Here is a 24,280-nt window from a genome sequence, read left to right on the forward strand (position 1 = left end):
CCCCCTCTCAGACGCGGCCCTGGTCGAGAATCTCGCCGCGCCACCAGAGCATCCACTCGCCGCTCTGCTGCACCGACCAGTGCTCGTTGTCGGTCAGCGGCTCGGTGGCGATCACCGTGACCACGTCGTTGGGCGTGGTCTCGGACTGGAAGTCCACGGTCAGGTCGGCATCCTTCAGCCGCGCCGGGCCGAAGGGCGCGCGGCGGGTAATGTACGCCAGCTTGCTGGAGCAGAAGGTGAACAACCAATCACCGTCGCTCAGCAGGCAGTTGAACACGCCCTTCTGCCGGTACTCGGCGCAGGCGGAGACCAGCGTCGGCAGCAGCACCTCCACCGGCACCGGCTCGGGGAAGGCCCGGCGCACGCGGTTGAGCAGGTCGCAGAAGGCCGCCTCGCTGTCGGTGTCGCCCACCGGCCGGTACAGCCCCGGCGGCGGAGCGAAGTCGGCCAGTTGGCCGTTGTGCGCGAAGGTCCAGTAGCGCCCGCCCAACTCGCGCACGAAGGGGTGGGTGTTGGACAGGCAGACCTTGCCGACGTTGGCCTGGCGGATGTGGCCGATCACCGTCTCGCTCTTGATCGGGTAGCGCTGCACCAGGCGCGCCACCTCCGACTCGACGCTGGCGCTCGGGTCCTGGAACAGGCGCACGCCGCGCCCCTCGTAGAAGGCGATGCCCCAGCCATCGCGGTGCGGGCCGGTGCCGCCGCCGCGCTGCATCAGGCCGGTGAAGCTGAAGACGATGTCGGTGGGGACGTTGGCGCTCATGCCGAGCAGTTCGCACATGGTCAGCGCTCCTGTGGCAGGCGGTCGCCCGGCACGCGGTGGAAAGTGAAAAGGGAAATCAGGCGCCGGCCTGGCGTGAAGGTCTTGGGCTGCATCGGGCTCGTTCCGCTACGGCTATGCCGCCATGCTGAACGCCGGGCGGGCGCCGCGCAAGGGCGGCGCCGGGGTCGCTCAGAGGCGCGGCTCGATGCGCATGCCGCGGTTGCCGTTGCGCTCGTCGGCGCGGCTGTCGTCCACGTCGGGCATCAGCTGCGGCTGCATGAGCTGGCGCATGGTCGGCTCGTCCTCCGCCTCGGCGCGCTGGCGGCGGTTGCGCGCGGCGCGCTCGATGGGCCAGCGCACGGCGACGAAGATCAGGTACACGACGAAGGCCGCCAGCAGCACCAGGGCCAGGTCGGACACGGCGCGCCAGGCGTTGTTGCCCACCTTGAACAACACGTCCAGCGCGGTGATGGCGATGGCCGGGGCGTATTCGTTGTTGGCCGGGTCAACCGGCGTCGGGGTGAACAACAGCACGAGCACGATCACCCGCAGCGGTTCGCGCAGCCAGCGCCACATCCAGCCGGTCATCAGGAACCAGACGACCAGGAGTCCGAAAGCGGCGAACAGGTAGACGCCCCAGGCGAGTTGATAATCGTGTTCGTTCATGCGCGTGCGTGCGATGGCGGCGGAAGGGGGCTTATGATAGCCGCTTTTCCCCACGGGTGCGCAGCCGGGTGTCACCCCTGCCCCGCCAAGGAGCCGCCATGACCGACCGCCAGCCCCCCGTCGCCCACCGCGAAGCCGCCGCCGATCCCTACGCCTGGCTGCAGCAGCGCGACAGCGCCGAAGTGCTCGACTACCTCAAGGCGGAGAACGCCTACCTCGAAACCGAACTGGCCGGCCAGGCCGAACTGCGCGAACAGCTGTTCCAGGAGATCAAGGGGCGCATCCGCGAGACCGACCTGTCACTGCCCTCGCCCTGGGGCCCGTGGCTGTACTACCAGCGCACCACCGCCGGCGACGAGTACCCGCGCCACTACCGCTGCCCGCGCCCGGCCGACGACTCGCTGAGCGTGGACGAAAGCGCCGAGCAACTGCTGCTGGACCCCAACGAGCTGGCCGCCGGCGGCTTCCTCTCCCTCGGCGCCTTCAGCATCAGCCCCGACCACTCGCGCCTGGCCTACAGCCTGGACACCAGCGGCGACGAGATCTACCGCCTGTACGTCAAGGACCTGGCCAGCGGCGCCGTGGAGGAACTGCCCTTCGACGACTGCGACGGCAGCATGACCTGGGCCAACGACAGCCGCACGCTGTTCTTCGGCGAGCTGGACGACACCCACCGCCCGCACAAGCTGTACCGCCACACCCTGGGCGAGCCCGGCGCCGAGCAGGTGTTCGAGGAGCGCGACGGGCGCTTCTTCCTGCACTGCTACCGCGCCAGCTCCGAACGCCAGCTGGTGCTGCTGCTGGGCAGCAAGACCACCAGCGAGGCCTGGGTGCTGGACGCCGAACAGCCGCGCGGCGAATTCCGCTGCATCGCCCCGCGCCAGGAAGATCACGAGTATCACGTCGACCACGGCCGTCTGGACAATGAGTGGACCTGGTTCATCCGCAGCAACCAGAGCGGCATCAACTTCGCCCTCTACAGCGCCAGCGAAGCGGCGCCCGACCGCGAGCACTGGCGCGAGCTGATCGCCCACCGCGACAGCGTGATGCTCGAAGACATCACCCTCAACCAGGACGCCTTCACCCTCAGCCTGCGCGAGGGCGGCCTGCCGATCGTCGAGGTCCATGCCGCCGGCCAGGCGCCGCGCCGCGTGGAGCTGCCGGACGCGGCCTACAACCTGTACGTGCAGGACAGCCTGGAATTCCACAGTCCGGTCATCCGCCTGCGCTACGAGGCGCTCAACCGCCCGGCGCAGATCCGCCAGCTGGGCCTGCTCGACGGCGCCCAGCAGGTGCTCAAGGAAACCCCGGTGGAAGGCCCCTTCGACGCCGACGCCTACGAAAGCCGCCGGCTCTGGGCCGCCAGCGTCGACGGCGTGCAGGTGCCGATCAGCCTGGTGGCGCGCCGCGAGGTGCTGCAGGGCATCGCCGCCGGCCGCCCGGCGCCGCTCTACCTGTACGGCTACGGCGCCTACGGGGCGAGCCTCGATCCCTGGTTCTCCCACGCCCGCCTGAGCCTGCTGGAGCGCGGCTTCGTCTTCGCCATCGCCCACGTGCGCGGCGGCGGCGAACTGGGCGAGGCCTGGTACCGCGCCGGCAAGCTGGCCAACAAGCAGAACAGCTTCAGCGACTTCATCGCCTGCGCCGAGCACCTCTGCGCCGAGGGCTACAGCACGCCGCAGCAGACCGTGATCAGCGGCGGCAGCGCCGGCGGCCTGCTGATGGGCGCGGTGCTCAACCAGCGCCCGCAGCAGTTCGCCGCGTGCATCGCCGAGGTGCCCTTCGTCGACGTGCTCAACACCATGCTCGACCCGGACCTGCCGCTGACCGTCACCGAGTACGACGAGTGGGGCAACCCGCAGGAGCACGAGGTGTACGAGCGCATCCGCGCCTACGCGCCCTACGAAAACGTCTGCGCCCAGGACTACCCGGCGCTGCTGGTGGTGGCCGGCTACAACGACAGCCGCGTGCAGTACTGGGAAGCGGCCAAGTGGGTGGCCAAGCTGCGCGCCAGCAAGACCGACGACAACCTGCTGCTGCTCAAGACCGACCTGGGCGCCGGCCACGGCGGCATGAGCGGGCGCTACCAGGGGCTGAAGGACGTGGCCCTGGAATACGCCTTCGTGCTCAAGGTGCTGGGCCTGCTGGAGGCGGCCTGATGCTCTACACCTGCCCGTGCTGCGGCCACTTCAGCTTCGCCGACGCGCCGGGCTCGTATGAAATCTGCCCGATCTGCTTCTGGGAAGACGACCTGCTGCAACTGTGCTTCCCCGACGCCCGCGGCGGCGCCAACGCGGTCAGCCTGATCGAGGCGCAGGTGAACTACGTGCAGTGGGGCGCCTGCGAAAGGCGCTTCCGCGAGCAGGTGCGGCCGCCGACCATCGAGGACGAGAAGGACGAACGCTGGTTCGCCCTGTGGCAACGCCGGGCGGACTACCCGAGCCTGGAAGAAGACAGCGGCGGCCCGCTGGTGGCTGGGGAGGAAGCCTGCTACTGGTTGCGACCGGTGCCGAGTGGGCGTTAGGTGACGTAGAGTCTGTCTGGCCCCGAGCCAATGTTGCGGGAAAAAAGAGCCAGTTCGGTGTGTTGCTGTCTGCATCGTTTCCCTATTTAAGAGCGCCCTCTCCCCAACCCTCTCCCTGAAGGGAGAGGGGGCCGTTCGGAGCGGGAGGAAAATCCTGAGTCATCCTGAAACGCCTAACCTCACCTCGTCATTCCCGCGAACGCGGGAACCCAGAGACTTTGGGGTTTGGTGTGGCGCGTCGCTCCGAGTGCTCGGATGTTTCTTGTTTCGCCCCCTCGGGCGAGTCCCTTTTGTCAAACGCCACAAAAGGAACCAAAAAGGCTTGCCCCGACATACGGGCCCGATGAAGCCGGGCTACCCTCACGAACTCCCCCGCCACGGAGGCCCGCCCCGAGGGTACGTCCCTGTAGCCCGCGGGGCTCTCGCGACATCCATGTCGCATGACCTCCTGAGCGCCGGTTTCGCTCGGCCTTCTGAAGGGGCGTTCCGGTGCGCTCGGATATTTCTCTGGAAGTCCAAGAGCAAACGCGGGCGCGCGTTTGCTTTTCGTAGGAGCGAGCTTGCTCGCGAACCCCGCAGTCACTGGATTCCCGCATTCGCGGGAATGACGGGGTGGAAGGATGGTGCCGGACTTCCAGGCCGCTCAGGACAGCCCCCCTCTCCCTTCAGGGAGAGGGCTGGGGAGAGGGAGCGGAGTAACCCCGAAACACCAATGCAGCCGGGAAATGCCATTCGCGAGCAAGCTCGCTCCTACAATAACCAATCCCCGTCCCGGCCCATCACCCCGCCCGGAAGATCAGATGCTCTTCCCAGTCATCCTCAGCCACCACAGTCTCACTGAGCATCCGCCCCGACTGCGAAATCCGCTCATGATGCACCGCATCGGGATCACCACAGACCAGGTGATGCCACAACGGCAGGTCCTTGCCCTCGGCCACCAGGCGGTAGCCGCAGGTCGGCGGCAGCCAGCGGAACTCGTCGGCCTGGGCCGGGGTGAGCTGGATGCAGTCGGGCACGCTGGCACGGCGGTTGGCGTAGTCGGTGCAGCGGCAGGTCTTCAGGTCCAGCAGCTTGCAGGCGATGCGCGTGTAGTAGACGGTGCCGTCGTCCTCGTCCTCGAGCTTCTGCAGGCAGCACAGGCCGCAGCCGTCGCACAGCGACTCCCACTCTTGCTGATCGAGCTGTTCGAGGGTCTTGCGTTTCCAGAAGGGTTCGACTTTGGCGGCCATCGTTTTTCTAGGTGGGGCTTTTCACGGGGGCGCCAAGTCTATGCCCAGGCGCCGCGCCGGCCAAGCGCAGGTGACCACCGGAGCGCTTGCCAGGGGCCGCGCGGCTGGGTAGTTTTCCCCCACCATCAGGCCCGAGCGGGCCGCCGCTTCACCCACGATCCGCGATGCCCAGCCGTCCACGGCACCATCCCCCTTTGCCAGCAGGAGCCGCCATGAGCGCCAATCCCCGCGTTGCCGACTATCCCATCGACCCGCAGTTCATCAATCGCTGGTCGCCCCGCGCCTTCAGTGGCGAGAGCATCCCCGAGGAGACCCTGCTGGGCTTCCTCGAAGCCGCGCGCTGGGCGCCCTCCTCGTTCAACTCGCAGCCCTGGCGCTTCCTCTACGCACGCCGCGACACGCCGAACTGGCAGCGTTACCTGGACCTGCTGGGCGAGTTCAACCGCGGCTGGGCGCAGAACGCCGCGGCGCTGGTGATAGTGCTGTCCAAGACCACCTTCGCCCCGCCCGGCTCCAGCGAGGAGAAACCGGCGCTCTGGCACACCTTCGACACCGGCGCGGCCTGGGGCTTCCTGGCCCTGCAGGCGAGCCTGGCCGGCTGGCACAGCCACGGCATGGCCGGCTTCGACCGCGAGGCCACCCGCGTCGAGCTGAAGGTGCCGGACGACCACGAAATCCACGCCGCCATCGCCATCGGCAAGCTCGGTGACAAGTCGATCCTCTCGGAAAGCCTGCAGGCGCGCGAAATCCCCAGCCCGCGCCGGCCGCTGGAGCAACTGGCCGCCGAGGGCGATTTCAGCCTGTGAGGGACAGGGCGCCCCGCGCGGGGCGCCCGCTTTCAATAGCCGCGGGTGAAGTCCACCTCGCCGCGCATGGGCTGCCCGGCCCAGAAGCGCGACAGGTTCTCGCGGAACAGTTCCACCATCGGCCCCGGCAGCGTCGGCGCGGCGGTGTGGCCGGTGAGCAGCAGGCGCGGCGCGCTCCAGAACGGGTGCTGCGGCGGCAGCGGCTCCTGGCGGCAGACGTCGATGACGGCGCCGGCCAGACGGTTGCTTTCCAGAGCGCTGGCCAGGTCGGCATCGACCACCGCGACGCCACGCCCGGCGTTGATGAACAGCGCCGAGGGTTTCATCCGCTGGAACAGCGCCAGGTCGAAGATGTCCTGGGTATCCGGGGTGTCGGGCAGCAGGTTGACCACGTAGTCGGCAGTCTCCACCAGACGCGGCAACTCGGCCAGCGAACCCACCCGCTGGAACGGCTGCAGCGGCCGCGGCGTGCGCGCCACGCCGGTCAGCTCGACGCCGAAGGCCGCCAGCATGTGCGCCACCGCCAGGCCGATTTCGCCGGTGCCCACCAACAGCACGTGGCGGCCACGCAGGCTGCCGGGGGCGCGGTCGTCCCACTGGCTGCCGACCTGGCTGGCCAGGCGGCCGAGGAACTGGCGCTCGTGGGCCAGCATGTAGGTCAGCAGGTATTCGCTCATCACCTGGCCGAAGATGCCCACCGCGCGGCTCAGCGCATAGTCCTTGGGCAGGTCGTCGGCCAGCAGCGGGGTGATGCCGGCCCAGGTGGACTGCACCCAGACGGGGTGCACGCCCTTGCGCAGCAGTTGCGCCACCAGGTCGGGCTCGCCCAGCCACACCGGGCATTCGGCGGCGGCTTCGACGAGGTTGTCGGGTTTGTCGCCGGACACCACGCTGAGGCTGGGCTCGGCAGCCATGGTCAGCGCGGCGTAGAGGGTGTGTTCGCGATCGAGGATGAGCAGGCGCATGGTCTAGATCGCACCGGGATGGCAAGGCGTAGGCACGTTGATTGGCATTGTCGTTATCGTCCCTGCATGCAGCGGCGATTTTGTGCGAGTTGAACGAAGGGCCTGTAGACCGGCTGGAAGCCCAGGCGTTCCGCTTACTCAGGCAATTTCTGACGCAATAATGCTCTTGAGCCTACAACTTGCACAGCAATTTCGTACCAATTCGCGAAAGCGACGGCTTTTCGACGCTTACAACGGATCGTTCATGCGCAACAGCTCTTCCGGCAGGTGCTCGATGTATTCCTCCTCCACTGGAGGCATCTGCAGGTGGAAACCCTGCTTCTCGATGTTCTCCAGCACCTTGTGGATATCTTCGCGGGCCAGCTTGCGCTCGGGGCTGAGCACCAGGTCGAAGGCGTGCTGCGGCGCGCCGAACGCCGCCAGCAGCGCCTCGGGCACGCGGCTCAGGGCCTCGCGCTTGTCGACGTACAGGTACATCTCGTTCTTGCGCGGGCTCTTGTAGATGGAGCAGATGCGTTTCATGGTTTCTCCGGGGTGGCCAGGCAGTCCAGCAGGGCCTGGCCCATCAGTTCACGGCGCCAGCCCTGCAGGGAATCGGGCAGGCGGTAGGGGCCATCGGGGTAGCCGGTCTTGAGCAGCGCCTCGAGAATCTTCTTGCGCAGCATCAGCTCCGGGGCCATGCCCTGGCGCTCGGCCTCGCGCTGGCCGACCTCGCGCAGTTGCTTGAGCAGCGGCGTCACCTCACGCGGCAGCGGCTCGGGCAGCGGCCCGGGCCACTGCTCGGCGGGCAGCGCGGCGGCGTGGGCGAGCAGCGCCAGCAGGGTGTCGCCGTCCTGGCGCACGGTGCGCGGGTGCATCTCGTCGATGCGCGACAGCGCCAGCTTGTCCTTCGGCTGCAGACGCGCCAGCGGCCACAGCGTCTGCTCGCGCAGGATGCGGTTGCGCGGCTGGTTGCGCAGGCGCGCCTGTTCCTCGCGCCAGGCGCAGAGTTCACGCAGCACAGCGAGCTGCTGCGGGGCCAGCTTCCAGGCCAGCTTGACGTCGCGCCAGGCCTGGCGCGGGTCGCTGACGCGGGTCTGGTTGGCGACCAGGTCGGCGCCGTCGGCCAGCAGCCAGGCCAGCTTGTGCTCGGGCAGGCGCGGCGCCAGCTTCACGTAGACCTCGGCCAGGTGCTGCACGTCCTCGGCGGCGTAGCGCACCTGCATGTCGGTCAGCGGGCGCTGCAGCCAGTCCGAACGCGTCTCGTCCTTGGGCAGGTCCAGGCCGAGCATCTCCAGCACCAACTTGGAATAGCCCATGGAATGCGCCATGCCCAGGTAGGCGGCGGCCAGCTGGGTGTCGAACAGCGGCTGCGGCAGGCTGCCGGTCAGGCGCTGGAAGACTTCCAGGTCCTCGCCGCAGGCATGGAACACCTTGACCACCGAGGACGCCTCCAGCACCTCGGCGAAGGGCGACCAGTCGCGGATCAGCAGCGGGTCGATCAGCCACGCCCGCTCGCCGTCGCCGACCTGCACCAGGCCGGCTTCGGGGTAAAAGGTATCGACGCGCATGAACTCGGTATCGAGTGCCAGGTACGGCCTTTGTTTCCAGTCCCGGCATTGCTGTGCCAGGCTGGCATCGTCGCGGATCCACCGGATATCGAGGGCGCTCACGAACATCTCCTTGCTTTACGTGGAGCGCAGTATATCGGGCTGGATGATGTCCGAGCATTCCGCTTTTGCTTGCAAGGCTGTACAGACGCGAACGAAGGCTTATCTTTCCTGCCCCAGGAACCCCGACAAGAAGCCTTCATGATGAAGAAACTCGCAAGCCTGCTGGTACTGCTGATCGCCGCCGCCGCGGTCTACCTCGCCATCACCCCCAGCCCCATCGACCCCGTGGCCTGGAACCCGCCGCCGGCGCCGCCGATGACCGGCGTGCTGGAACCCAACGACACCCTGATGAAGGCCGAACTGCTCGGCCTGGGCCAGGTGAAGGGCCCGGAAGACACCGCGGTGGACGCCCAGGGCCGCGTCTACGCCGGCCTGGACGACGGCCGCGTGGTGCGCCTGGACAACGGCCAGGTCAGCACCTTCGCCGAGACCGGCGGCCGCCCGCTGGGCATGGACTTCGACGCCCAGGGCAACCTGATCGTCGCCGACGCCTGGAAGGGCCTGCTGAAGATCGACGCGCAGGGCAAGATCACGGTGCTCAGCACCGAGGCCGACGGTGTGCCCTTCGCCTTCGCCGACGACCTGGACATCGCCAGCGACGGGCGCATCTATTTCAGCGACGCTTCCAGCCGCTTCCACCAGCCCGACTACATCCTCGACTACCTGGAGACCCGCCCCCACGGCCGCCTGCTGCGCTACGACCCGGCGAGCGGCAAGACCGAGACGCTGCTCAAGGACCTGTACTTCGCCAACGGCGTGACGCTGTCGGCCAACGAGGACTTCGTGCTGGTCAACGAGACCTACCGCTACCGTATCGCCCGCTACTGGCTGAAAGGCCCGAAGGCCGGGCAGCAGGACATCTTCATCGACAACCTGCCGGGGCTGCCGGACAACCTCCAGGGCGACCGCAAGGGCACCTTCTGGGTGGCCCTGCCGACGCCGCGCAAGGCCGACGCCGACTTCATCCTCGGCCAGCCCTGGCTCAAGCGCCAGCTGACCAAACTGCCGCGCGCGCTGCTGCCCAAGCCGGTGCCCTACGGCCTGGTCATCGCCGTGGACGAGAACGGCAAGATCGTGCGCAGCCTGCACGACACCAGCGGCCAGCACCTGCGCATGATCACCTCGGCCAAGCCGGTGGGCGACTACCTCTACTTCGGCAGCCTGGAAAACGACCGCATCGGCCGCCTGAAGATTCGCTGAAGCGCCTCAGCCCAGCGCCAGCGGCTCCTCGCGGGCCGCTTCGGCGCATTTCGCGGCGCCCGGCTCCAGCAGTTCCTGCATGCGCCCGCGTACCTCGCCCATCAGGGCCTCCAGGCCCTGCCCGTGGAAGGCCGCGGCGTCCACCGGGCGGCCCACCAGCAGGTCCACCGGCTGGCCCAGGTTGAGGTCGAAGGTGCGCGCCGGCAGCACCCGGTGGATGCCGCGGATGGCCACCGGGATGATCACCGCGTCGGTGTCCAGCGCCAGGCGGAAGCAGCCCTTCTTGAACGGCAGCAGGCGCCCGTCGTCCGAGCGGGTGCCTTCCGGCGCCGCCCACAGCACTATGCCGCTCTCCATCATTTGCCGCGCGCGCTGCAGGTCGGCGCGGGCGCGCTGGCTGTTGTGCCGGTCGATGGAGGGGAACTCGGCGGCGCGCATGGCCCGGCCGAGCACAGGGATGCGGTACAGCTCACTCTTGGCCAGCATGCGGATCGAGCCGGGCAGCGCGGCGAAGCTGGCCGGGATGTCGTAGTGGCTGGAGTGGTTGCAGAGGATCATGTAGCGCCGCCCGTCGCCGAAGTCCGGCATGGCCCCGTGCACACTCAGGCGCATGCGCACCAGGCGCAGCAGCAGGCCCGACCACTGGCGGGTGTAGCGGTCCACGCGCTCGCGGCGCAGGCGGCCGATGGCGGCCTGCGACAGCACCAGCAGGCTGTAGTAGAGGGTGATCAGGCCGGTCGCCAGGGCGATGGCGCAGACGCGCGCCCGCGAGGCCGCCTGGGTCGCCGGTTGCAGACTGAACATGGGCGAAAACTCCATCGGATCGAAGAAAGCCGCCGCGAACCGGCGTTTTCCATTGCACAAGCCTTATGATGCGCGAGGAAACCGTCACGACACAGGAACCCGAACGATGTCACTCGCCCGCCTGCTCAGCCCGCAACAACTGGCAGCCCGCCTGGACGAACCCGGCCTGCTGATCCTCGACTGCCGCTTCGCCCTGGACGACCCGGGCTACGGCGCCCGCGTGTTCGCCGAGAACCACATTCCCGGCGCCCAGTACGCCGACCTCGAACGCGACCTCTCGGCCCCGGTGGTCAAGGGCGTGACCGGCCGCCACCCGCTGCCCGACGCCGACGCGCTGATCCAGCGCCTGCGCGCCTGGGGCCTGGACAACAGCGACGAGGTGGTGCTCTACGACGACGGTCCCGGCGCCTTCGCCGCCCGCGCCTGGTGGCTGCTGCTGTGGCTGGGCAAGCGCGACGGCGTGTACCTGCTCGACGGCGGCATGAACGCCTGGCGCGCCGCCGGCCTGCCGCTGACCACCGCCGAGCCGGCGGTGCCGACGGGCGCCTTCCACGGCGAGCCGGACAACGGCCTGCTGATCGACGCCGGCGAACTCTCGGCGCTGCTGGCCGACCCGCAGCTGCCGCTGATCGACGCCCGCGCCGAGCCGCGCTTCCGCGGCGAGGTGGAGCCCATCGACCCGGTCGCCGGGCACATCCCCGGCGCGCAGTGCGCGGCCTTCACCGACAACCTCGGCAGCGACGGCCGCTTCCTGCCGCCGGCGCAGTTGCACCAGCGCTTCGCCCACCTGCTGCGCGGCCGTCCGGCCCAGGAGCTGGTGGCCTACTGCGGTTCCGGCGTCACCGCTTGCCACAACCTGTTCGCCCTGAGCCTGGCCGGCTATCCCCTGGGCCGCCTCTACGCCGGCTCCTGGAGCGAGTGGATCACCGACCCGCGGCACCCGGTGGCCACCGGCGCCTGACGCCCCCGCCCCAGGCCGCGGCCGACGCGGCCTGGGGCTCCTTCCCCGGCACAGTAACCCGCTATCGACTAATCACATCGAGGAATATGCCTGCGCCGCAGAAAGTCAAAACAATTTAAAAACAGTCCTTTACAGCGGGTTTATCGCACTACACTTCAAATCGAGCGGCTAAGTCCGCTTACGGCGGGGCCCAGGAGAACATCAGAAGCTGCCAAGACGCCCAGCCCCGCCGTTCATTGAGGGACAAGACCATGGGAATCGCCGCCTGCGACCTGCGACAGCACGTCATCCGGCCCACCCTGCTGTACCTGGAACGTCACAGCGGGGCGGCCGAGGCGCTGTTGCTGGGAGCGGCGGCCTGTCAATCGGCGCTTGGCAGCAGCCTGGACAGCGGCCGCGGACACGGCCTGTTCCGCATCGACGAACACCGCCACCAACAGCTCTGGGATCGCTACCTGGCCCTGGACCCGAACCTCGCCAGCCGCGTGCGCGGCCTGGCCAGCCAGCACGCCTTCCTCGACGCTCCGCACCTGGAACTGACCGTGAACCTGCGCTACAGCACCGCCATCGCCTGGATGCTGGTGGAATCCCAACGCCTGCCACTGCCCGAAGCCTGCGACCACCTCGGCCAGGCCAGGGTCTGGCGGCGGGTCTTCCAGCCCCACGGCCACCTGCGTGATTTCCTCGACGCCTGGCAGGCGTACATAGGCGATCCACTGCTCGCCGCCTGATCGCGATCAATGACCGATCAGTCAACTTTCATTTACATACATTAACGAAGGGAAAACCTCGCACAAGGACGGCACTTTACGCGCAAATGCCCGATATAGAGCCCCCAGAGGTACTACCAAAGGCCTGGGAATCTTGGTAGCTTGCGCGCCGTTGACCACAGGAGTTGCTCTTACAATGAAAACAACATGGCTCAAAACCACTCTCGCACTGACGATTAGCGCTGCCTCTGCCCAGGCCCTGGCCAACGGCATCGCCATCAACGAACAAAGCGCCAGCGGCGCCGGCACCGCCTACGCGGGCCGTGCCTCCTCCGCGCTCGACGCCAGCACCATCTACGGCAACCCGGCCGGCCTGTCCAAGCTCAAGCGCACCGAAGTCAGCGGCGGTCTGGCCGTCGTCGACGCCAAGGACGACATCAGCCAGGCCCACGGTGGCGGCACCGGCACCAACAAGGGCGACTCCGTGCCCCTGGCCGCCGTTCCGTTCGGCTACTTCTCCACGCCGATCAACGAAGACTTCACCTTCGGCCTGGGCATCTACGTGCCCTACGGCATCATCAACGACTACGAAAGCAGCTTCCAGGGCCGTGCCCACGGCTCCTACAGCAAGGTCCAGGTGATCACCGTCCAGCCGACCATCGCCTACAAGTTCAACGATGTCGTGTCGGTCGGCTTCGGCCCCACCTTCAACCGCATCGACGGCAAGCTGGAGAACTACCTGGCCACCGCCGGCCTGGCCGGCGCCGCCAACGACACCAAGATCAGCATCAAGGGCGACGACACCGCCATCGGCTACAACGTCGGCGTGCTGGTCACCCCGACCGACAGCACCAGCCTGGGCCTGACCTACCACTCCAAGGTCGACTACCACCTGGGCGGCCACACCACCGTGTCCGGCTCGCCGCTGGGCCTGTTCGACTCGCGCATGGACGCCAAGCTGGACATCACCCTGCCGGAATCGGTGGACATGTCCATCACCCAGAAGCTGGACGACAAGTGGACCGTGTACGGCGGCACCACCTGGACGCGCTGGAGCCGCCTGAAGGAAATCAGCGTGCGCAACCAGGGCGCCCCGGTCGCCCAGTTCAACACCATCGGCGAAGAGCTGAACTGGCAGGACACCTGGTCGGTGGCCGTCGGCACCTCCTACCAGTTGACCCCGGAATGGGTGCTGCGTACCGGCTTCGCCTACGATCCGTCGCCGACCAGCAACGCGGACCGCAACGTGCGTATCCCGGTGGGCGATCGCAAGATCTTCACCCTGGGCGCCGGCTGGTCGCCGAACGCCGACCTGACCGTCGACGTGGCCTACGCCTACCTGTGGGAAAACACCGCGAGCGTGAACCAGCCTGACGGCCCGAGCGTCCTTGGCCTGAACGTCCAGCCGGCCTACAGCGCCAAGTACGACAACAGCGCTCACGGTCTGACTGCGCAGGTGACCTATCGCTTCTGATAGTTAGTCGCCAGCGCACGGGGAAAGCCGGGTAGATGTCCTGATGCTGTTCCCTTAAAAAGAATGCCGTTTCTCTCCATGGGGGAAACGGCATTTTTTCATTTGGGATGGGGCTGTGGCTTCGCTTGCGGCTCTTAGCCCTGGGCTCCGATCTCGAACCCGTCATTCCCGCGAACGCGGGAACCCAGAGACTTCTTCGGGATTGGGCTTGGTGTAGCGCGCCGCTCCGAGTCTGCGGAGATTTTTTGTTTCGCCCCCTCGGGCGAGTCCCTTTTGTCAAACGGTGGAAGGCCACCCCCGCAAAAAGGAACCAAAAAGGCTTGCCCCAACATACGGGCCCGATAAAGCCGGGCTACCCTCACGAACTCCCCCGCCACGGAGGCCCGCCCCGAGGGTACATCCCTGTAGCCCGCGGGGCTCTCGCGACATCCATGTCGCATGACCTCCTGAGCGCGGGTTTCGCTCGGCCTTCTGAAGGGGCACTCCGGTGCGCTCGGACGTTTCTCTGGAAGTCCCAAGAGCAAACGCGCTTTTGCTTTTCGTAGGAGCGAGCTTGCTCGCGAAGGGAGTTTCCCGGCGGCTGCGGTGTTTTGGATCGACTCCGCTCCCTCTCCCTAACCCTCTCCCTGAAGGGAGAGGGGACCGTTCGGAGCGCTTGGGTATTCCCGCATCAGCCGGCAGCTCCGGCGCTTCCGGCTAAAACCATTGTCGACGTTGGCACGGACAAGCCCCCTCTCCCTTCAGGGAGAGGGCTGGGGTGAGGGTGCGGAGCCAAGCTTGCCACCTTCGCTGAACCAAACACTGCCCGGCTTTTCATCCCTACGGCTGGCTGGCAATGGCCTTCTCGATAGCCGCCTGCAAGGCCGGATCATCCGGCTTGGTCAGGCTGGGGAACTGCGCCACCACCTTGCCCTGGCGGTCCACCACGTACTTGTAGAAGTTCCAGCGCGGCGCCTGGTCGGCCTGGCGCGCCAGCTCGCGGAACAGCGGGATGGCGTCGTCGCCGCGCACCGGCTGCACCTGGGTCATGTTGAAGGTCACGCCGTAGTTGCCGTAGCAGACCTGGGCGGTCTCGGCGGCGTCGTCGGCCTCCTGCTTGAAGTCGTCCGAGGGCACGCCCAGCACTTCCAGGCCCTGGCCCTTGTAGCGCTGGTAGATCGCCTCCAGGCCCTTGAACTGTGGGGTGAAGCCGCAGTGGCTGGCGGTGTTGACCACCAGCAGCGGCTTGCCGGCGTAGAGCCCGCAGAGGTCGAGGTCGACCTTCGAGCGCAGCTTCTGCAGGTGCCCCTGCTGCGCCAGCAGCGGCGGGCAGTCGGCAGCCTGGGCGGCCAGGGGCAGGCAGCACAGCAGGCCGAGGAACAGGTAGCGGGACATGGCGATTCTCCTTCTTCGATCGAAGGACGCTACTCCCCTGCCCCGCCCGCGGCAATCCTCAGAAGCAATGGCCCAGGCCGGCCTGCAACAACGCCAGGCCACCATGCCGCCAGCCCCACCAGGCCAGGCCCAGCAGCGCCGCGGCCAGCACGGCCGCGCCCAGGCGCAATAGCGGCCTCACGCTACCTCCGCGACGCCCAGGCGCGCCACCGGGCGCTCGCGCACCGGCCAGTTGAGCAGGCCGGCGAGCAGCGAGAGGAGAATGGCGATCCGCCAGACCAGGTCGTAGTTGCCGGTGTGGTCGTAGACGTAGCCGCCCAGCCAGCCGCCAAGGAAGGCGCCGATCTGGTGGAACAGGAAGGTGATGCCGCCGAGCATCGACAGGTTGCGCACGCCGAACAGGGTGGCCACGGTGCCATTGGTGAGCGGCACCGTGGACAGCCACAGCAGGCCCATGGCGATGCCAAAGGCGTAGGCCGTCCACACCGTCAGCGGCGCCCAGAGGAAGGCCAGGATCACCAGGCCGCGGATCAGGTACAGCCCGGTCAGCAGCTTCGGCTTGCTGAAGCGCCCGCCGAGCCAGCCGGCGATGTAGGTGCCGAACACATTGAACAGCCCCACCAGCGCCAGCACCGTGGTGCCGACGGTGGCCGGCAGGTGGCGGTCCACCAGGTAGGCCGGCAGGTGCACGCCGATGAACACCACCTGGAAGCCGCAGACGAAGAAGCCCAGCGACAGCAGCCAGAAACCGGAATGTCCGCAGGCCTCGCGCAGCGCTTCGCCCAGGGATTGTTCATGGGATTGCACCGGCAGCGGCTTGTCGCGCATCAGCCCGGCCAGAGGCACGATCAGCGCCACCAGCAGGCCGAGGGCGAGCAGCGCCGCCGACCAGCCGAGCCAACCGATCAGGCCGAGAGTGCCGGGCAGCATGGCGAACTGGCCGAAGGAGCCGGCGGCGGCGGAAATGCCCATGGCCATGCTGCGCCGCTCCAGCGGCACGGCGCGGCCGACGGCGCCGAGGATGACCGAGAAGGAGGTGCCGGACAGGCCGATGCCGATCAGCAACCCGGCGGACAGCGACAGGCTGGTTGCCGAGTCCGAATAGCCCATCATGACCAGGCCCAAGGCGTACAGCAGGCCGCCCACCAGCACCGCGCGCGCCGCGCCGAAGCGGTCGGCCAGGGCGCCGGTGAAGGGCTGGGCGATGCCCCAGATGAGGTTCTGCAGGGCGATGGCGAAGGCGAACACCTCGCGGCCCCAGCCGAACTCGGCGCTCATCGGCGCGAGGAACAGGCCGAAGCCGTGGCGGACGCCCAGGGACAGGGCCAGGATCAGGGCGCCGGACAGCAGGATCCAGAAACCCGCACGCGACAGCTTGGACATTGTTCTTCTCGCTCCAACAGGGGTATATACCCGCATTCATCCATACGAACGCCCTTGGCAAGGCGTTCAATCGAGGGCTTCCAGCTCCCCCAGCAACGCCATCAGTTGCTCGCGGCGCTCCACCCCGAGGCGTTCGTACATCCGCCGCTGCGCCGCTTCCCAGGGCTGCGCGCCCTGCTCCAGGCGCTCGCGCCCGGCGGCGGTGAGCAGCACCAGGCGGTTGCGCTGGTCGCCGGCATCGCCCTGCAGCTCCACCAGGCCCTCGGCCTGCAGCGGGCGCAGGTTGCGCCCCAGGGTGCTGCGGTCCAGGCCCATGGCTTCGGCCAGCTCGGAAATGCTCGGTCGCTCCAGGCGCGCCAAGTGGCGCAGCAGGGAAAACTGCGCAACCGTCAGCCCGATGCCCTGCAGGGCATCGTCATAGACGCGGGTGACACCTCGGGCGGCGCGGCGCAACTGGGTGCAGAGGCATTGGGTGGTCAGCATGATACGTGTATATACCCGCGATACCCGCGAAGGTCAATCGCGGTCGATTGTCCGATCTGCCAGGTGCCGGCTGTTGCCGCTGCCAAGGCCAGGCCGGGTGCGCGGCCGTATAACTGCGCCACCGTCCTTCCGAGATCACCGCGATGCCCGTCTACAAAGCCCCGCTGCGCGACACCCGCTTCCTGCTCAACGAGGTCTTCGACTTCCCCGAGCACTACCGCAACCTGATCAACGGCGCCGAGGCCACGCCGGACATGGTCGACGCCATCCTCGGCGAATGCGCGAAGCTCTGCGAGGAAGTGATCGCCCCGCTCTACCACTCCGGCGACGAGGAAGGCTGCCACCTGGAGAACGGCGAGGTACGCACGCCCAAGGGCTTCAAGGAAGCCTACGACGCCTACGTGGCCGGCGGCTGGCAAGGCCTGTCGCACCCGGTGGAATACGGCGGCCAGGGCCTGCCGATGAGCCTGGGCGCGCTCAAGCAGGAAATGCTCGGCACCGCCAACTGGCCGTTCTCGATGTACCCGGGGCTGTCCCTGGGCGCCATGAACACCCTGATGCAGCACGGCACCGAAGAGCAGAAGCGCACCTACCTGACGCCCCTCACCGAAGGCCGCTGGGGCGGTACCATGTGCCTCACCGAACCGCAGTGCGGCACCGACCTCGGCCAGGTGAAGACCCGCGCCGAGCCCAACGCCGACGGCAGCTACGCCATCACCGGCACCAAGATCTTCATCTCCTCCGGCGAGCACGACCTCACCGAGAACATCGTGCACATCGTCCTCGCCCGCCTACCCGACGCGCCCAGGGGCACCCGCGGCATCTCGCTGTTCATCGTGCCCAAGTTCCTGCCCGGCGAAGGCGGCGGCCTCGGCCCGCGCAACGGCGTGAGTTGCGGCGCGCTGGAGAAGAAGATGGGTATCAAGGCCTCGGCCACCTGCGTGATGAACTTCGACGAGGCCAGGGGCTTTCTCATCGGCCCGGCGAACAAGGGCCTGGAATGCATGTTCACCTTCATGAACAGCGCGCGCATCGGCACCGCCATCCAGGGCGTGGCCACCGCCGAACTGGCCTACCAGGGCGCCCTGGCCTACGCCCGCGAGCGCCGCTCGATGCGCGCGCTGTCCGGCACCAAGGAACCGGAACAGGTGGCCGACAGCCTGATGCACCACGGCGACGTGCGGCGCATGCTGCTGACGCAGAAGGCCGTGGCCGAGGGCGGCCGCACGCTGGTCTACCTGGCCACGCAGTACGCCGACAAGATGATCCAGGGCCTGCTGACCAGCGACAACGCCGAGTACGAACGCTGGGACGACAAGCTCGGCTTCCTCACCCCGATCCTCAAGGGCTGCCTCACCGAGCTGGGCCTGGAGAGCGCCAACCTGGGCATGCAGGTGTTCGGCGGCCACGGCTACATCCGCGAGCACGGCATGGAACAGATCGTCCGCGACGCGCGCATCGCCACGCTCTACGAGGGCACCACCGGCATCCAGGCCCTGGACCTGCTCGGGCGCAAGGTGCTGCTGATGACCCAGGGCAAGGCGGTGCGCGACTTCACCAGGGTGGTGGCGAAATTCGCCACGGGGTTGCTCAAGGAAGAACCGGCCATGCGCGGTCGCGCGCTGACGCTGCTGAAACTGTGCGCGCAGTGGAACCTGCTGACCCTGCGCATCGCCCTGAGCGCCCGCAAGCAGCGCGACCTGGTGGGCACCGCCAGCCACGACTACCTGATGTTCTCCGGCTACGTCGCCCTGGCCTACGCCTGGGCGCTGCAGGAAGCCACGGCCCGCAAGCGCCTGCGCCAGGGCGGCAGCGAGTCGAGCGACTTCTACAAGGCCAAGATCGCCACCAGCGACTTCTACTTCGCCCGCCTGCTACCCCGCGCCAAGGGCCACGCGGCGGCCATGGGCAAGCCGGTGCGTTCGGTGATGGGGCTGAAGGCGGAGCATTTCGCCTTCGAGTGATCCGGGACGCCCGCCAGGTTCCGGCAGTTGTTGTAGGAGCGAGCTTGCTCGCGAACGAACCCCGCTGCGGAATCCGTTCGCGAGCAAGCTCGCTCCTACGAAAAGCCCTGGCGCAAACTACGCCGAGGCGCTCTTCGTAGGATGGGTTGAGCTTGCGAAACCCATGCGGTCATGGCGATGGGTATCGCTTCGCTCAACCCATCCTACGGGGCTGAGAGCGCCCTCTCCCCAGCCCTCTCCCGCAAGCGGGAGAGGGAGCCGTCCGGAGCAAGCACAAGGGTCGGCGCAATCCTGTAGGAGCGGATTCATCCGCGAATCGCGGACAGGGTCCGCATCACAGGAGCGGAGGCTTACTCGGCAGCCGGCTTCTTGCGCTTGAGCGGCGCCATGCCGTCGTTGCTGACCACCGACGAGGGCGCCGCCTTCGGCTTGTTCGCCGGCTTGCGCTTGGCGGCGGGCTTGGCCCCGGCCTTCTTGCCGGAATCGGTCTTTTTCTTCTTGGTGCCGGCGGCCTTGCCCGAGGCCTTGACCTTCTTCGGCCCCTTGTAGCTGCCCTTGAGCTCCTTGATGGTGCGCTGTTCGAAACGCACCTTGAGGTAGCGCTCGATGCTCGACATCAGGTTCCAGTCGCTGTGCGACACCAGCGAGATGGCCAGGCCGGCCTCGCCCGCGCGGCCGGTGCGGCCGATACGGTGCACGTACTCGTCGCCGCGGCGCGGCATGTCGAAGTTCAGCACCAGGTCCAGGCCCTCGACGTCCAGGCCGCGGGCGGCCACGTCGGTGGCGACGAGGATCTTCACCGCGCCCTGCTTCAGGCGCTCGATGGCCAGCTTGCGGTCCTTCTGGTCCTTCTCGCCGTGCAGCACGAAGACCTTGTGCCCGGCGGCGATCAGCCGGCCGGTCAGGCGGTCGGCCTGGACGCGGGTGTTGGTGAAGACGATGGCCTTTTCGAAGGTCTCGTTCTCCAGCAGCCAGTGCAGGATGGCTTCCTTGTGGGCGTTGTCGTCGACCAGGATGACCTGCTGCGCGATGTCCTCGTTCAGCTCGCTGACGCGGTTCAGCTGCAGGCTTTCCGGCTCGCGCAGGACCTGCTCGACCATCGCGTGCAGGCCGCTGCCGGCGGTGGCGGAGAACAACAGGGTCTGGCGCTGCGCCGGGCAGGCGCCGGCGAGCTTGAGCACGTCCTCGGCGAAGCCCATGTCGAGCATGCGGTCGGCCTCGTCCAGCACCAGCACCTCGACGTCGCCCAGCGGCAGGTTGCCGGCGTTGAACTGCTCGTTCAGCCGGCCGGGGGTGCCGATGATGATCTCCGGGTTCTTGCGCAGGCGCGCGCCCTGCACCTTGAAATCCTCGCCGCCGGTGATCAGGCAGGCCTTGATGAAGGTGAACTGGGCGAAGCGCTCGACTTCCTTGAGGGTCTGCTGGGCCAGCTCGCGGGTCGGCAGCAGGATCAGCGCGCGGGCGCCGGTCTTGGGCTTCTCCTCGCTGAGCAGGCGGTGCAGCAGCGGCAGCACGAAGGCGGCGGTCTTGCCGCTGCCGGTCTGCGCGGTCACGCGCAGGTCGCGGCCCTCCAGCGCCTTCGGGATGGCCGCGGCCTGGACGGCGGTCGGCTCGGTGAAGGACAGGGTTTCCAGCGCCTTGAGCAGGCGTTCGTGGAGGGCGAATTGGGCGAACAAGGCAGACCTCGGGAAGACGAAAAGACCAAATAGCTGCATAGCCTAACGGTTGCCGCGCCCGAAAGCAGGTTTTATTCGCCGGTCGCGATCCGCACGCCCCGTGTCGCCCTCGAGCAAGTCCACCGCGCAGGCCCGTCCCAGACTGGCCGCAGGACAGCCTAAGGAGTGTCGAGATGCCGCATCGCCCCACCGCCGCCGAGCGCCTCGAGCGCCTGCCGCTGAGCCCCTACCACCGGCTGATCTTCGTGATCATCGCCCTGGCGTTCTTCTTCGACTCCATGGACCTGGCGATGATGACCTTCCTGCTCGGCTCGATCAAAGCCGAGTTCGGCCTGTCCAGCGCCCAGGCCGGGCTGCTGGCCAGCTCCAGCTTCTTCGGCATGGTCCTGGGCGCGGCGCTGTCGGGGATGCTCGCCGACCGCTTCGGGCGCAAGCCGGTGTTCCAGTGGAGCATCGTGCTCTGGGGCCTGGCCAGCTACCTGTGCTCCACCGCCGGCGACGTGCAGAGCCTGACGCTGTACCGCGTGCTGCTGGGCATCGGCATGGGCATGGAATTCCCCATCGCCCAGTCGCTGCTCTCGGAGATGATCCCGGCCAAGTCCCGCGGCCGCTACATCGCCCTCATGGACGGCTTCTGGCCTCTGGGCTTCATCGCCGCCGGCTGCCTGTCCTACTTCGTGCTGCCGGCGGCCGGCTGGCGCAGCCTGTTCCTGCTGCTGGCCTTCCCGGCGCTGTTCGTCCTGGCCATCCGCTTCATGGTCCCGGAATCGCCGCGCTGGCTGGAACAGGCCGGGCTGGCGGACAAGGCCGAGCGCTCGCTGCAGCGCATCGAGGCGCGGGTGATGGCCTCGCTGAAGCTGTCCAGCCTGCCCGAGCCGCAGGCCCTGGCGCGCCCCGAGCCGAACCGCCCGGGCTTCTTCAGCGCCTTCGCCGAACGCTGGTCGCCGGCCTACCGCAGCCGCACCCTGACGGTCTGGAGCCTGTGGTTCTTCGCCCTGCTCGGCTTCTACGGGCTGACCTCCTGGCTCAGCGCGCTGCTGCAGCAATCCGGCTTCGCCGTGACGCAATCGGTGTACTACACGGTGCTGATCTCCCTGGCCGGCATCCCCGGCTTCCTCTGTGCCGCCTGGCTGGTGGAGCGCTGGGGCCGCAAGCCCAGCTGCGTGCTGATGCTCCTGGGCGGCGGCGCCATGGCCTATGCCTACGGCCAGACCGCGGTGTTCGGCGGCAGCCTGGCGCTGCTGATCGGCTTCGGCCTGGCCATGCAGTTCTTCCTGTTCGGCATGTGGGCGGTGCTCTACACCTACACCCCGGAGCTGTACCCCACCTCGGCGCGCGCCACCGGCTCGGGCTTCGCCTCGGCGGTGGGCCGCGTCGGCTCGCTGCTCGGGCCCACGATCAGCGGCCTGGTCCTGCCGGTGGCCGGCCAGGGCGGCGTGTTCACCCTCGGCGCGCTGTGCTTCCTGGTCGCCGCGGCGGTGGTCTGGGGCTTCGGCATCGAGACCCGCGGGCGCACCCTGGAGGAGCTGGCGGGCTGAGGTTACATTTCGGAAATATCCTGCTCGGCCCTGCCGCTACCCTGCCGTTACAATGTCGCGCTCATCCCGGCCATCGCGGCCGGGCCTTCGCGGCTACCCCGTAGCCTCCGCACCACGCGCCACCCCGCACTGGCGCCCCGATCCAAAGGATGTTTCCGGCCTATGGACCTTTCCTCTCCCCTCGCCACCCTCCAGGGCTACTGGGCCCTGCTCGACCAACACCCGCTGACCAGCGCCGCCCTCGGCCTCGTCATCCTCCTCGCAGTGGCCTGGATCGTCGGCCGCCTGGCCCGCTTCCTGGTCCGCCGCGCCGCCGACCTGCTGGCGCGCCAGCCGGCCCTGGCCTGGCTCGCCGACCTGCGCGACAACCGCGTGTTCCAGCGCCTGGCACAGGCCGTGCCGTCGCTGGTGGTGCAGTTCGGCCTGGTGCTGATCCCCAACCTGGCCGGCAAGCCCGAGGCCTTCCTGCGCAACCTGGCCATGGCGGTCACCGCGCTGTTCCTGCTGCTGGCCCTGAGCGCCCTGCTCGACGCCCTGCTGGACATCTACGCACGCACCGAACACGCCCGCACCCGCTCGATCAAGGGCTACGTGCAACTGGCCAAGCTGTTCCTCTTCGTCTTCGGCGGCATAGTGGTGGTGTCGATCCTCATCGACCGCTCGCCGATGCTGCTGCTCTCGGGCCTGGGCGCCATGTCCGCGGTCCTGCTGCTGGTCTACAAGGACACGCTGCTGAGCTTTGTCGCCAGCGTGCAGCTGACCAGCAACGACATGCTGCGCGTGGGCGACTGGATCGAGATGCCCCAGGTCGGCGCCGACGGCGACGTGGTGGACATCACCCTGCACACGGTGAAGGTGCAGAACTGGGACAAGACCATCGTCTCGGTGCCCACCTGGCGCCTGATGTCCGAGTCGTTCAAGAACTGGCGCGGCATGCAGCAGTCCGGCGGACGGCGCATCAAGCGCAGCCTGTACCTCGACGCCAGCCAGGTGCGCTTCCTCGACGAGGCCGAGGCGCAGAAGCTGTCCGGCGTGCGCCTGCTGACCGACTACCTGCGGCGCAAGCAGGACGAGCTGAGCGAGTGGAACCAGGCCAACGCCGGCAACGTGCCGCTGTCGGCCAACCGCCGGCGGCTGACCAACATCGGCACCTTCCGCGCCTACGCCGAGGCCTACCTCAAGGCCCACCCGGACATCCACCCGCACATGACCTGCATGGTCCGCCAGCTGCAGCCCGGCGCCGAGGGCGTGCCCCTGGAGATCTACTGCTTCACCCGCACCACCGCGTGGCTGGACTACGAGCGCATCCAGGGCGACATCTTCGACTACCTGATGGCGGTGCTGCCGGAGTTCGGCCTAGGCGTCTACCAGCAACCCAGCGGCCAGGACCTGCGTGGCGGGCTGCAAGGTTTGCTGCCGGCGCCAGCGGCACGCGGCGAACGCCACCCAGCGCTGGACATGGAACAGGCCTGATCGGACGGGCGGCAGCGTTCGGCTGGCCGCCCGCCCGGGCCGGTGCCATGCTCAAGGCAGGCGCGCGCTTCCGCGCGCCTTTCCCGGAGAAACGCCGTGTCCGCCACCCTCATCTATTACGTGGCCAGCAGCCTGGACGGCTACATCGCCCGCCCCGACGGCAGCGTCGACTGGCTGGACGCATCCGACGGCCATGACGACGACCATGGCTACTCAGCCTTCTACGCCAGCATCGACGGCCTGCTGATGGGCCGCGGCACCTACCTGCAATGCCTGGACTTCGGCGACTGGCCCTACGCGGACAAGCCGGCCATCGTCCTCACCCGCGCCAACCGCCTGCCGCTGGCCTCGCCCCGGGTGGAGCTGCAGCACTGCCCGCCCAGCGAGGCCCTGGCCAACCTCGAGGCCCGCGGCTGCCAGCGCATCTGGCTGGTGGGCGGCGGCAGCCTGGCCGGCAACTGCCTGGCGGCGGACTTGCTCGACGAGGTGATCGTCAGCATCATTCCGCACCTGCTCGGCGCCGGCATCCCGCTGTTCGGCATCGGGCTCGAACGGCGCCTGCAGTTGCTGGAACAGCGCAGCTTCCCCAGCGGCATCGTGCAGGTGCGCTACCAGGTCCTCAAGTGAGCCCCCGC

The 24,280-nt window shown here is 68.1% G+C and carries 23 protein-coding genes; 11 read left to right on the forward strand and 12 right to left on the reverse strand.

The genetic code is table 11. The features are described 5' to 3' along the window. Positions 1–7: 7 nt before the first annotated feature. Together ACTWJ5_RS23040 and ACTWJ5_RS23045 are read right to left on the reverse strand one after the other, a co-directional pair. Positions 8–781 (reverse strand): class II glutamine amidotransferase, encoded by a 774-nt coding sequence (locus ACTWJ5_RS23040; RefSeq protein ID WP_074977221.1) that lies wholly within the window; start codon positions 779–781, stop codon positions 8–10. A gap of 171 nt (positions 782–952) precedes the next feature. Further along, complete coding sequence (locus ACTWJ5_RS23045) at positions 953–1,429, reverse strand: MFS transporter (protein WP_074977223.1); 477 nt, start codon at positions 1,427–1,429, stop codon at positions 953–955. Between the two features lie 98 nt (positions 1,430–1,527). On the opposite strand from ACTWJ5_RS23045, the gene ACTWJ5_RS23050 reads away from it, so the two are divergent. Further along, positions 1,528–3,588, forward strand: coding sequence for a S9 family peptidase (locus tag ACTWJ5_RS23050; protein ID WP_116423169.1), 2,061 nt, complete (start codon positions 1,528–1,530; stop codon positions 3,586–3,588). Beyond that, entirely contained in the window at positions 3,588–3,953 is a 366-nt protein-coding gene (locus ACTWJ5_RS23055; protein ID WP_074977226.1) for a CPCC family cysteine-rich protein, read from the forward strand. Before ACTWJ5_RS23050 ends, ACTWJ5_RS23055 begins: the two co-directional genes overlap by 1 nt. Before the next feature lie 779 nt (positions 3,954–4,732). Here ACTWJ5_RS23055 and ACTWJ5_RS23060 read toward each other — a convergent pair. Further along, positions 4,733–5,182: a YcgN family cysteine cluster protein gene (locus ACTWJ5_RS23060; RefSeq protein ID WP_009623592.1), complete on the reverse strand. Its 450-nt coding sequence runs from the start codon at positions 5,180–5,182 to the stop codon at positions 4,733–4,735. 212 nt (positions 5,183–5,394) lie between these two features. Between ACTWJ5_RS23060 and ACTWJ5_RS23065 the strand changes: the two genes are divergently transcribed. Then, positions 5,395–5,988 (forward strand): nitroreductase family protein, encoded by a 594-nt coding sequence (locus ACTWJ5_RS23065; RefSeq protein ID WP_058072850.1) that lies wholly within the window; start codon positions 5,395–5,397, stop codon positions 5,986–5,988. Positions 5,989–6,020: 32 nt separating this feature from the next. Here ACTWJ5_RS23065 and ACTWJ5_RS23070 read toward each other — a convergent pair whose 3' ends face one another. The 3 genes from ACTWJ5_RS23070 to rnd form a co-directional block, all read right to left on the reverse strand. After that, positions 6,021–6,953, reverse strand: coding sequence for a D-2-hydroxyacid dehydrogenase (locus ACTWJ5_RS23070; RefSeq protein ID WP_256512211.1), 933 nt, complete (start codon positions 6,951–6,953; stop codon positions 6,021–6,023). 228 nt (positions 6,954–7,181) lie between these two features. Continuing rightward, on the reverse strand, positions 7,182–7,475 hold the full coding sequence (locus ACTWJ5_RS23075) for a YcgL domain-containing protein (protein ID WP_009623596.1): 294 nt from the start codon (positions 7,473–7,475) through the stop codon (positions 7,182–7,184). Further along, a complete protein-coding gene (gene rnd / locus ACTWJ5_RS23080) occupies positions 7,472–8,611 on the reverse strand; it encodes a ribonuclease D (RefSeq protein ID WP_444436633.1) in 1,140 nt (379 codons plus the stop codon). The genes ACTWJ5_RS23075 and rnd overlap by 4 nt, the downstream gene beginning before the upstream one ends. Before the next feature lie 135 nt (positions 8,612–8,746). On the opposite strand from rnd, the gene ACTWJ5_RS23085 reads away from it, so the two are divergent. Further along, positions 8,747–9,805, forward strand: a complete 1,059-nt coding sequence (locus ACTWJ5_RS23085) for an SMP-30/gluconolactonase/LRE family protein (RefSeq protein WP_444439644.1) — start codon at positions 8,747–8,749, stop codon at positions 9,803–9,805. Between the two features lie 6 nt (positions 9,806–9,811). Here the strand turns inward: ACTWJ5_RS23085 and ACTWJ5_RS23090 are convergent, their stop codons facing one another. Further along, positions 9,812–10,609: a lysophospholipid acyltransferase family protein gene (locus tag ACTWJ5_RS23090; protein ID WP_444436634.1), complete on the reverse strand. Its 798-nt coding sequence runs from the start codon at positions 10,607–10,609 to the stop codon at positions 9,812–9,814. 106 nt (positions 10,610–10,715) lie between these two features. Between ACTWJ5_RS23090 and ACTWJ5_RS23095 the strand changes: the two genes are divergently transcribed. From ACTWJ5_RS23095 to ACTWJ5_RS23105, 3 genes are all read left to right on the forward strand, one after another. Further along, positions 10,716–11,570: a sulfurtransferase gene (locus tag ACTWJ5_RS23095; RefSeq protein ID WP_043270950.1), complete on the forward strand. Its 855-nt coding sequence runs from the start codon at positions 10,716–10,718 to the stop codon at positions 11,568–11,570. 251 nt (positions 11,571–11,821) lie between these two features. Further along, a complete protein-coding gene (locus ACTWJ5_RS23100; RefSeq protein ID WP_253390830.1) occupies positions 11,822–12,301 on the forward strand; it encodes a hypothetical protein in 480 nt (159 codons plus the stop codon). Positions 12,302–12,476: 175 nt separating this feature from the next. Continuing rightward, positions 12,477–13,754 carry an outer membrane protein transport protein gene (locus ACTWJ5_RS23105; RefSeq protein ID WP_074977238.1) on the forward strand — a complete coding sequence of 426 codons (1,278 nt, stop codon included), beginning with the start codon at positions 12,477–12,479 and terminating at the stop codon, positions 13,752–13,754. An 819-nt stretch (positions 13,755–14,573) separates the two neighbouring features. Here ACTWJ5_RS23105 and ACTWJ5_RS23110 read toward each other — a convergent pair. From ACTWJ5_RS23110 to ACTWJ5_RS23125, 4 genes are all read right to left on the reverse strand, one after another. Then, the gene (locus tag ACTWJ5_RS23110) at positions 14,574–15,128 is read right to left on the reverse strand and encodes a glutathione peroxidase (RefSeq protein WP_009623611.1); all 555 of its coding nucleotides are present in this window, start codon (positions 15,126–15,128) and stop codon (positions 14,574–14,576) included. Positions 15,129–15,186: 58 nt separating this feature from the next. Then, positions 15,187–15,309 carry a hypothetical protein gene (locus tag ACTWJ5_RS23115; protein ID WP_024128567.1) on the reverse strand — a complete coding sequence of 41 codons (123 nt, stop codon included), beginning with the start codon at positions 15,307–15,309 and terminating at the stop codon, positions 15,187–15,189. Continuing rightward, the gene (locus ACTWJ5_RS23120; protein WP_444439646.1) at positions 15,306–16,502 is read right to left on the reverse strand and encodes an MFS transporter; all 1,197 of its coding nucleotides are present in this window, start codon (positions 16,500–16,502) and stop codon (positions 15,306–15,308) included. The genes ACTWJ5_RS23115 and ACTWJ5_RS23120 overlap by 4 nt, the downstream gene beginning before the upstream one ends. A gap of 75 nt (positions 16,503–16,577) precedes the next feature. Beyond that, positions 16,578–16,994, reverse strand: coding sequence for a MarR family winged helix-turn-helix transcriptional regulator (locus tag ACTWJ5_RS23125; RefSeq protein WP_043312766.1), 417 nt, complete (start codon positions 16,992–16,994; stop codon positions 16,578–16,580). Between the two features lie 143 nt (positions 16,995–17,137). Here ACTWJ5_RS23125 and ACTWJ5_RS23130 point away from each other — a divergent pair, with 143 nt between their 5' ends. Beyond that, positions 17,138–18,958, forward strand: coding sequence for an acyl-CoA dehydrogenase C-terminal domain-containing protein (locus ACTWJ5_RS23130; RefSeq protein ID WP_444436635.1), 1,821 nt, complete (start codon positions 17,138–17,140; stop codon positions 18,956–18,958). 350 nt (positions 18,959–19,308) lie between these two features. Here ACTWJ5_RS23130 and ACTWJ5_RS23135 read toward each other — a convergent pair whose 3' ends face one another. Continuing rightward, a complete protein-coding gene (locus ACTWJ5_RS23135; protein ID WP_141679839.1) occupies positions 19,309–20,673 on the reverse strand; it encodes a DEAD/DEAH box helicase in 1,365 nt (454 codons plus the stop codon). 134 nt (positions 20,674–20,807) lie between these two features. Here ACTWJ5_RS23135 and ACTWJ5_RS23140 point away from each other — a divergent pair, with 134 nt between their 5' ends. The 3 genes from ACTWJ5_RS23140 (at position 20,808) to ACTWJ5_RS23150 (ending at position 24,272) form a co-directional block, all read left to right on the forward strand. After that, complete coding sequence (locus tag ACTWJ5_RS23140; RefSeq protein ID WP_444436636.1) at positions 20,808–22,172, forward strand: MFS transporter; 1,365 nt, start codon at positions 20,808–20,810, stop codon at positions 22,170–22,172. A gap of 162 nt (positions 22,173–22,334) precedes the next feature. Then, on the forward strand, positions 22,335–23,645 hold the full coding sequence (locus ACTWJ5_RS23145; RefSeq protein ID WP_444436637.1) for a mechanosensitive ion channel family protein: 1,311 nt from the start codon (positions 22,335–22,337) through the stop codon (positions 23,643–23,645). 96 nt (positions 23,646–23,741) lie between these two features. Continuing rightward, a complete protein-coding gene (locus ACTWJ5_RS23150; RefSeq protein ID WP_261747998.1) occupies positions 23,742–24,272 on the forward strand; it encodes a dihydrofolate reductase family protein in 531 nt (176 codons plus the stop codon). Positions 24,273–24,280: the final 8 nt, after the last annotated feature.

This window comes from Pseudomonas sp. A6, assembly GCF_052367875.1.
Taxonomy (GTDB): domain Bacteria; phylum Pseudomonadota; class Gammaproteobacteria; order Pseudomonadales; family Pseudomonadaceae; genus Pseudomonas; species Pseudomonas citronellolis.

Coding starts and splice junctions, on each gene's coding strand:
- ACTWJ5_RS23040 (WP_074977221.1), bottom strand. CDS start 781: ATGTGCGAACTGCTCGGCATGAGCGCCAACGTCCCCACCGACATCGTC.
- ACTWJ5_RS23045 (WP_074977223.1), bottom strand. CDS start 1,429: ATGAACGAACACGATTATCAACTCGCCTGGGGCGTCTACCTGTTCGCC.
- ACTWJ5_RS23050 (WP_116423169.1), top strand. CDS start 1,528: ATGACCGACCGCCAGCCCCCCGTCGCCCACCGCGAAGCCGCCGCCGAT.
- ACTWJ5_RS23055 (WP_074977226.1), top strand. CDS start 3,588: ATGCTCTACACCTGCCCGTGCTGCGGCCACTTCAGCTTCGCCGACGCG.
- ACTWJ5_RS23060 (WP_009623592.1), bottom strand. CDS start 5,182: ATGGCCGCCAAAGTCGAACCCTTCTGGAAACGCAAGACCCTCGAACAG.
- ACTWJ5_RS23065 (WP_058072850.1), top strand. CDS start 5,395: ATGAGCGCCAATCCCCGCGTTGCCGACTATCCCATCGACCCGCAGTTC.
- ACTWJ5_RS23070 (WP_256512211.1), bottom strand. CDS start 6,953: ATGCGCCTGCTCATCCTCGATCGCGAACACACCCTCTACGCCGCGCTG.
- ACTWJ5_RS23075 (WP_009623596.1), bottom strand. CDS start 7,475: ATGAAACGCATCTGCTCCATCTACAAGAGCCCGCGCAAGAACGAGATG.
- rnd (WP_444436633.1), bottom strand. CDS start 8,611: ATGTTCGTGAGCGCCCTCGATATCCGGTGGATCCGCGACGATGCCAGC.
- ACTWJ5_RS23085 (WP_444439644.1), top strand. CDS start 8,747: ATGAAGAAACTCGCAAGCCTGCTGGTACTGCTGATCGCCGCCGCCGCG.
- ACTWJ5_RS23090 (WP_444436634.1), bottom strand. CDS start 10,609: ATGTTCAGTCTGCAACCGGCGACCCAGGCGGCCTCGCGGGCGCGCGTC.
- ACTWJ5_RS23095 (WP_043270950.1), top strand. CDS start 10,716: ATGTCACTCGCCCGCCTGCTCAGCCCGCAACAACTGGCAGCCCGCCTG.
- ACTWJ5_RS23100 (WP_253390830.1), top strand. CDS start 11,822: ATGGGAATCGCCGCCTGCGACCTGCGACAGCACGTCATCCGGCCCACC.
- ACTWJ5_RS23105 (WP_074977238.1), top strand. CDS start 12,477: ATGAAAACAACATGGCTCAAAACCACTCTCGCACTGACGATTAGCGCT.
- ACTWJ5_RS23110 (WP_009623611.1), bottom strand. CDS start 15,128: ATGTCCCGCTACCTGTTCCTCGGCCTGCTGTGCTGCCTGCCCCTGGCC.
- ACTWJ5_RS23125 (WP_043312766.1), bottom strand. CDS start 16,994: ATGCTGACCACCCAATGCCTCTGCACCCAGTTGCGCCGCGCCGCCCGA.
- ACTWJ5_RS23130 (WP_444436635.1), top strand. CDS start 17,138: ATGCCCGTCTACAAAGCCCCGCTGCGCGACACCCGCTTCCTGCTCAAC.
- ACTWJ5_RS23135 (WP_141679839.1), bottom strand. CDS start 20,673: ATGCAGCTATTTGGTCTTTTCGTCTTCCCGAGGTCTGCCTTGTTCGCC.
- ACTWJ5_RS23140 (WP_444436636.1), top strand. CDS start 20,808: ATGCCGCATCGCCCCACCGCCGCCGAGCGCCTCGAGCGCCTGCCGCTG.
- ACTWJ5_RS23145 (WP_444436637.1), top strand. CDS start 22,335: ATGGACCTTTCCTCTCCCCTCGCCACCCTCCAGGGCTACTGGGCCCTG.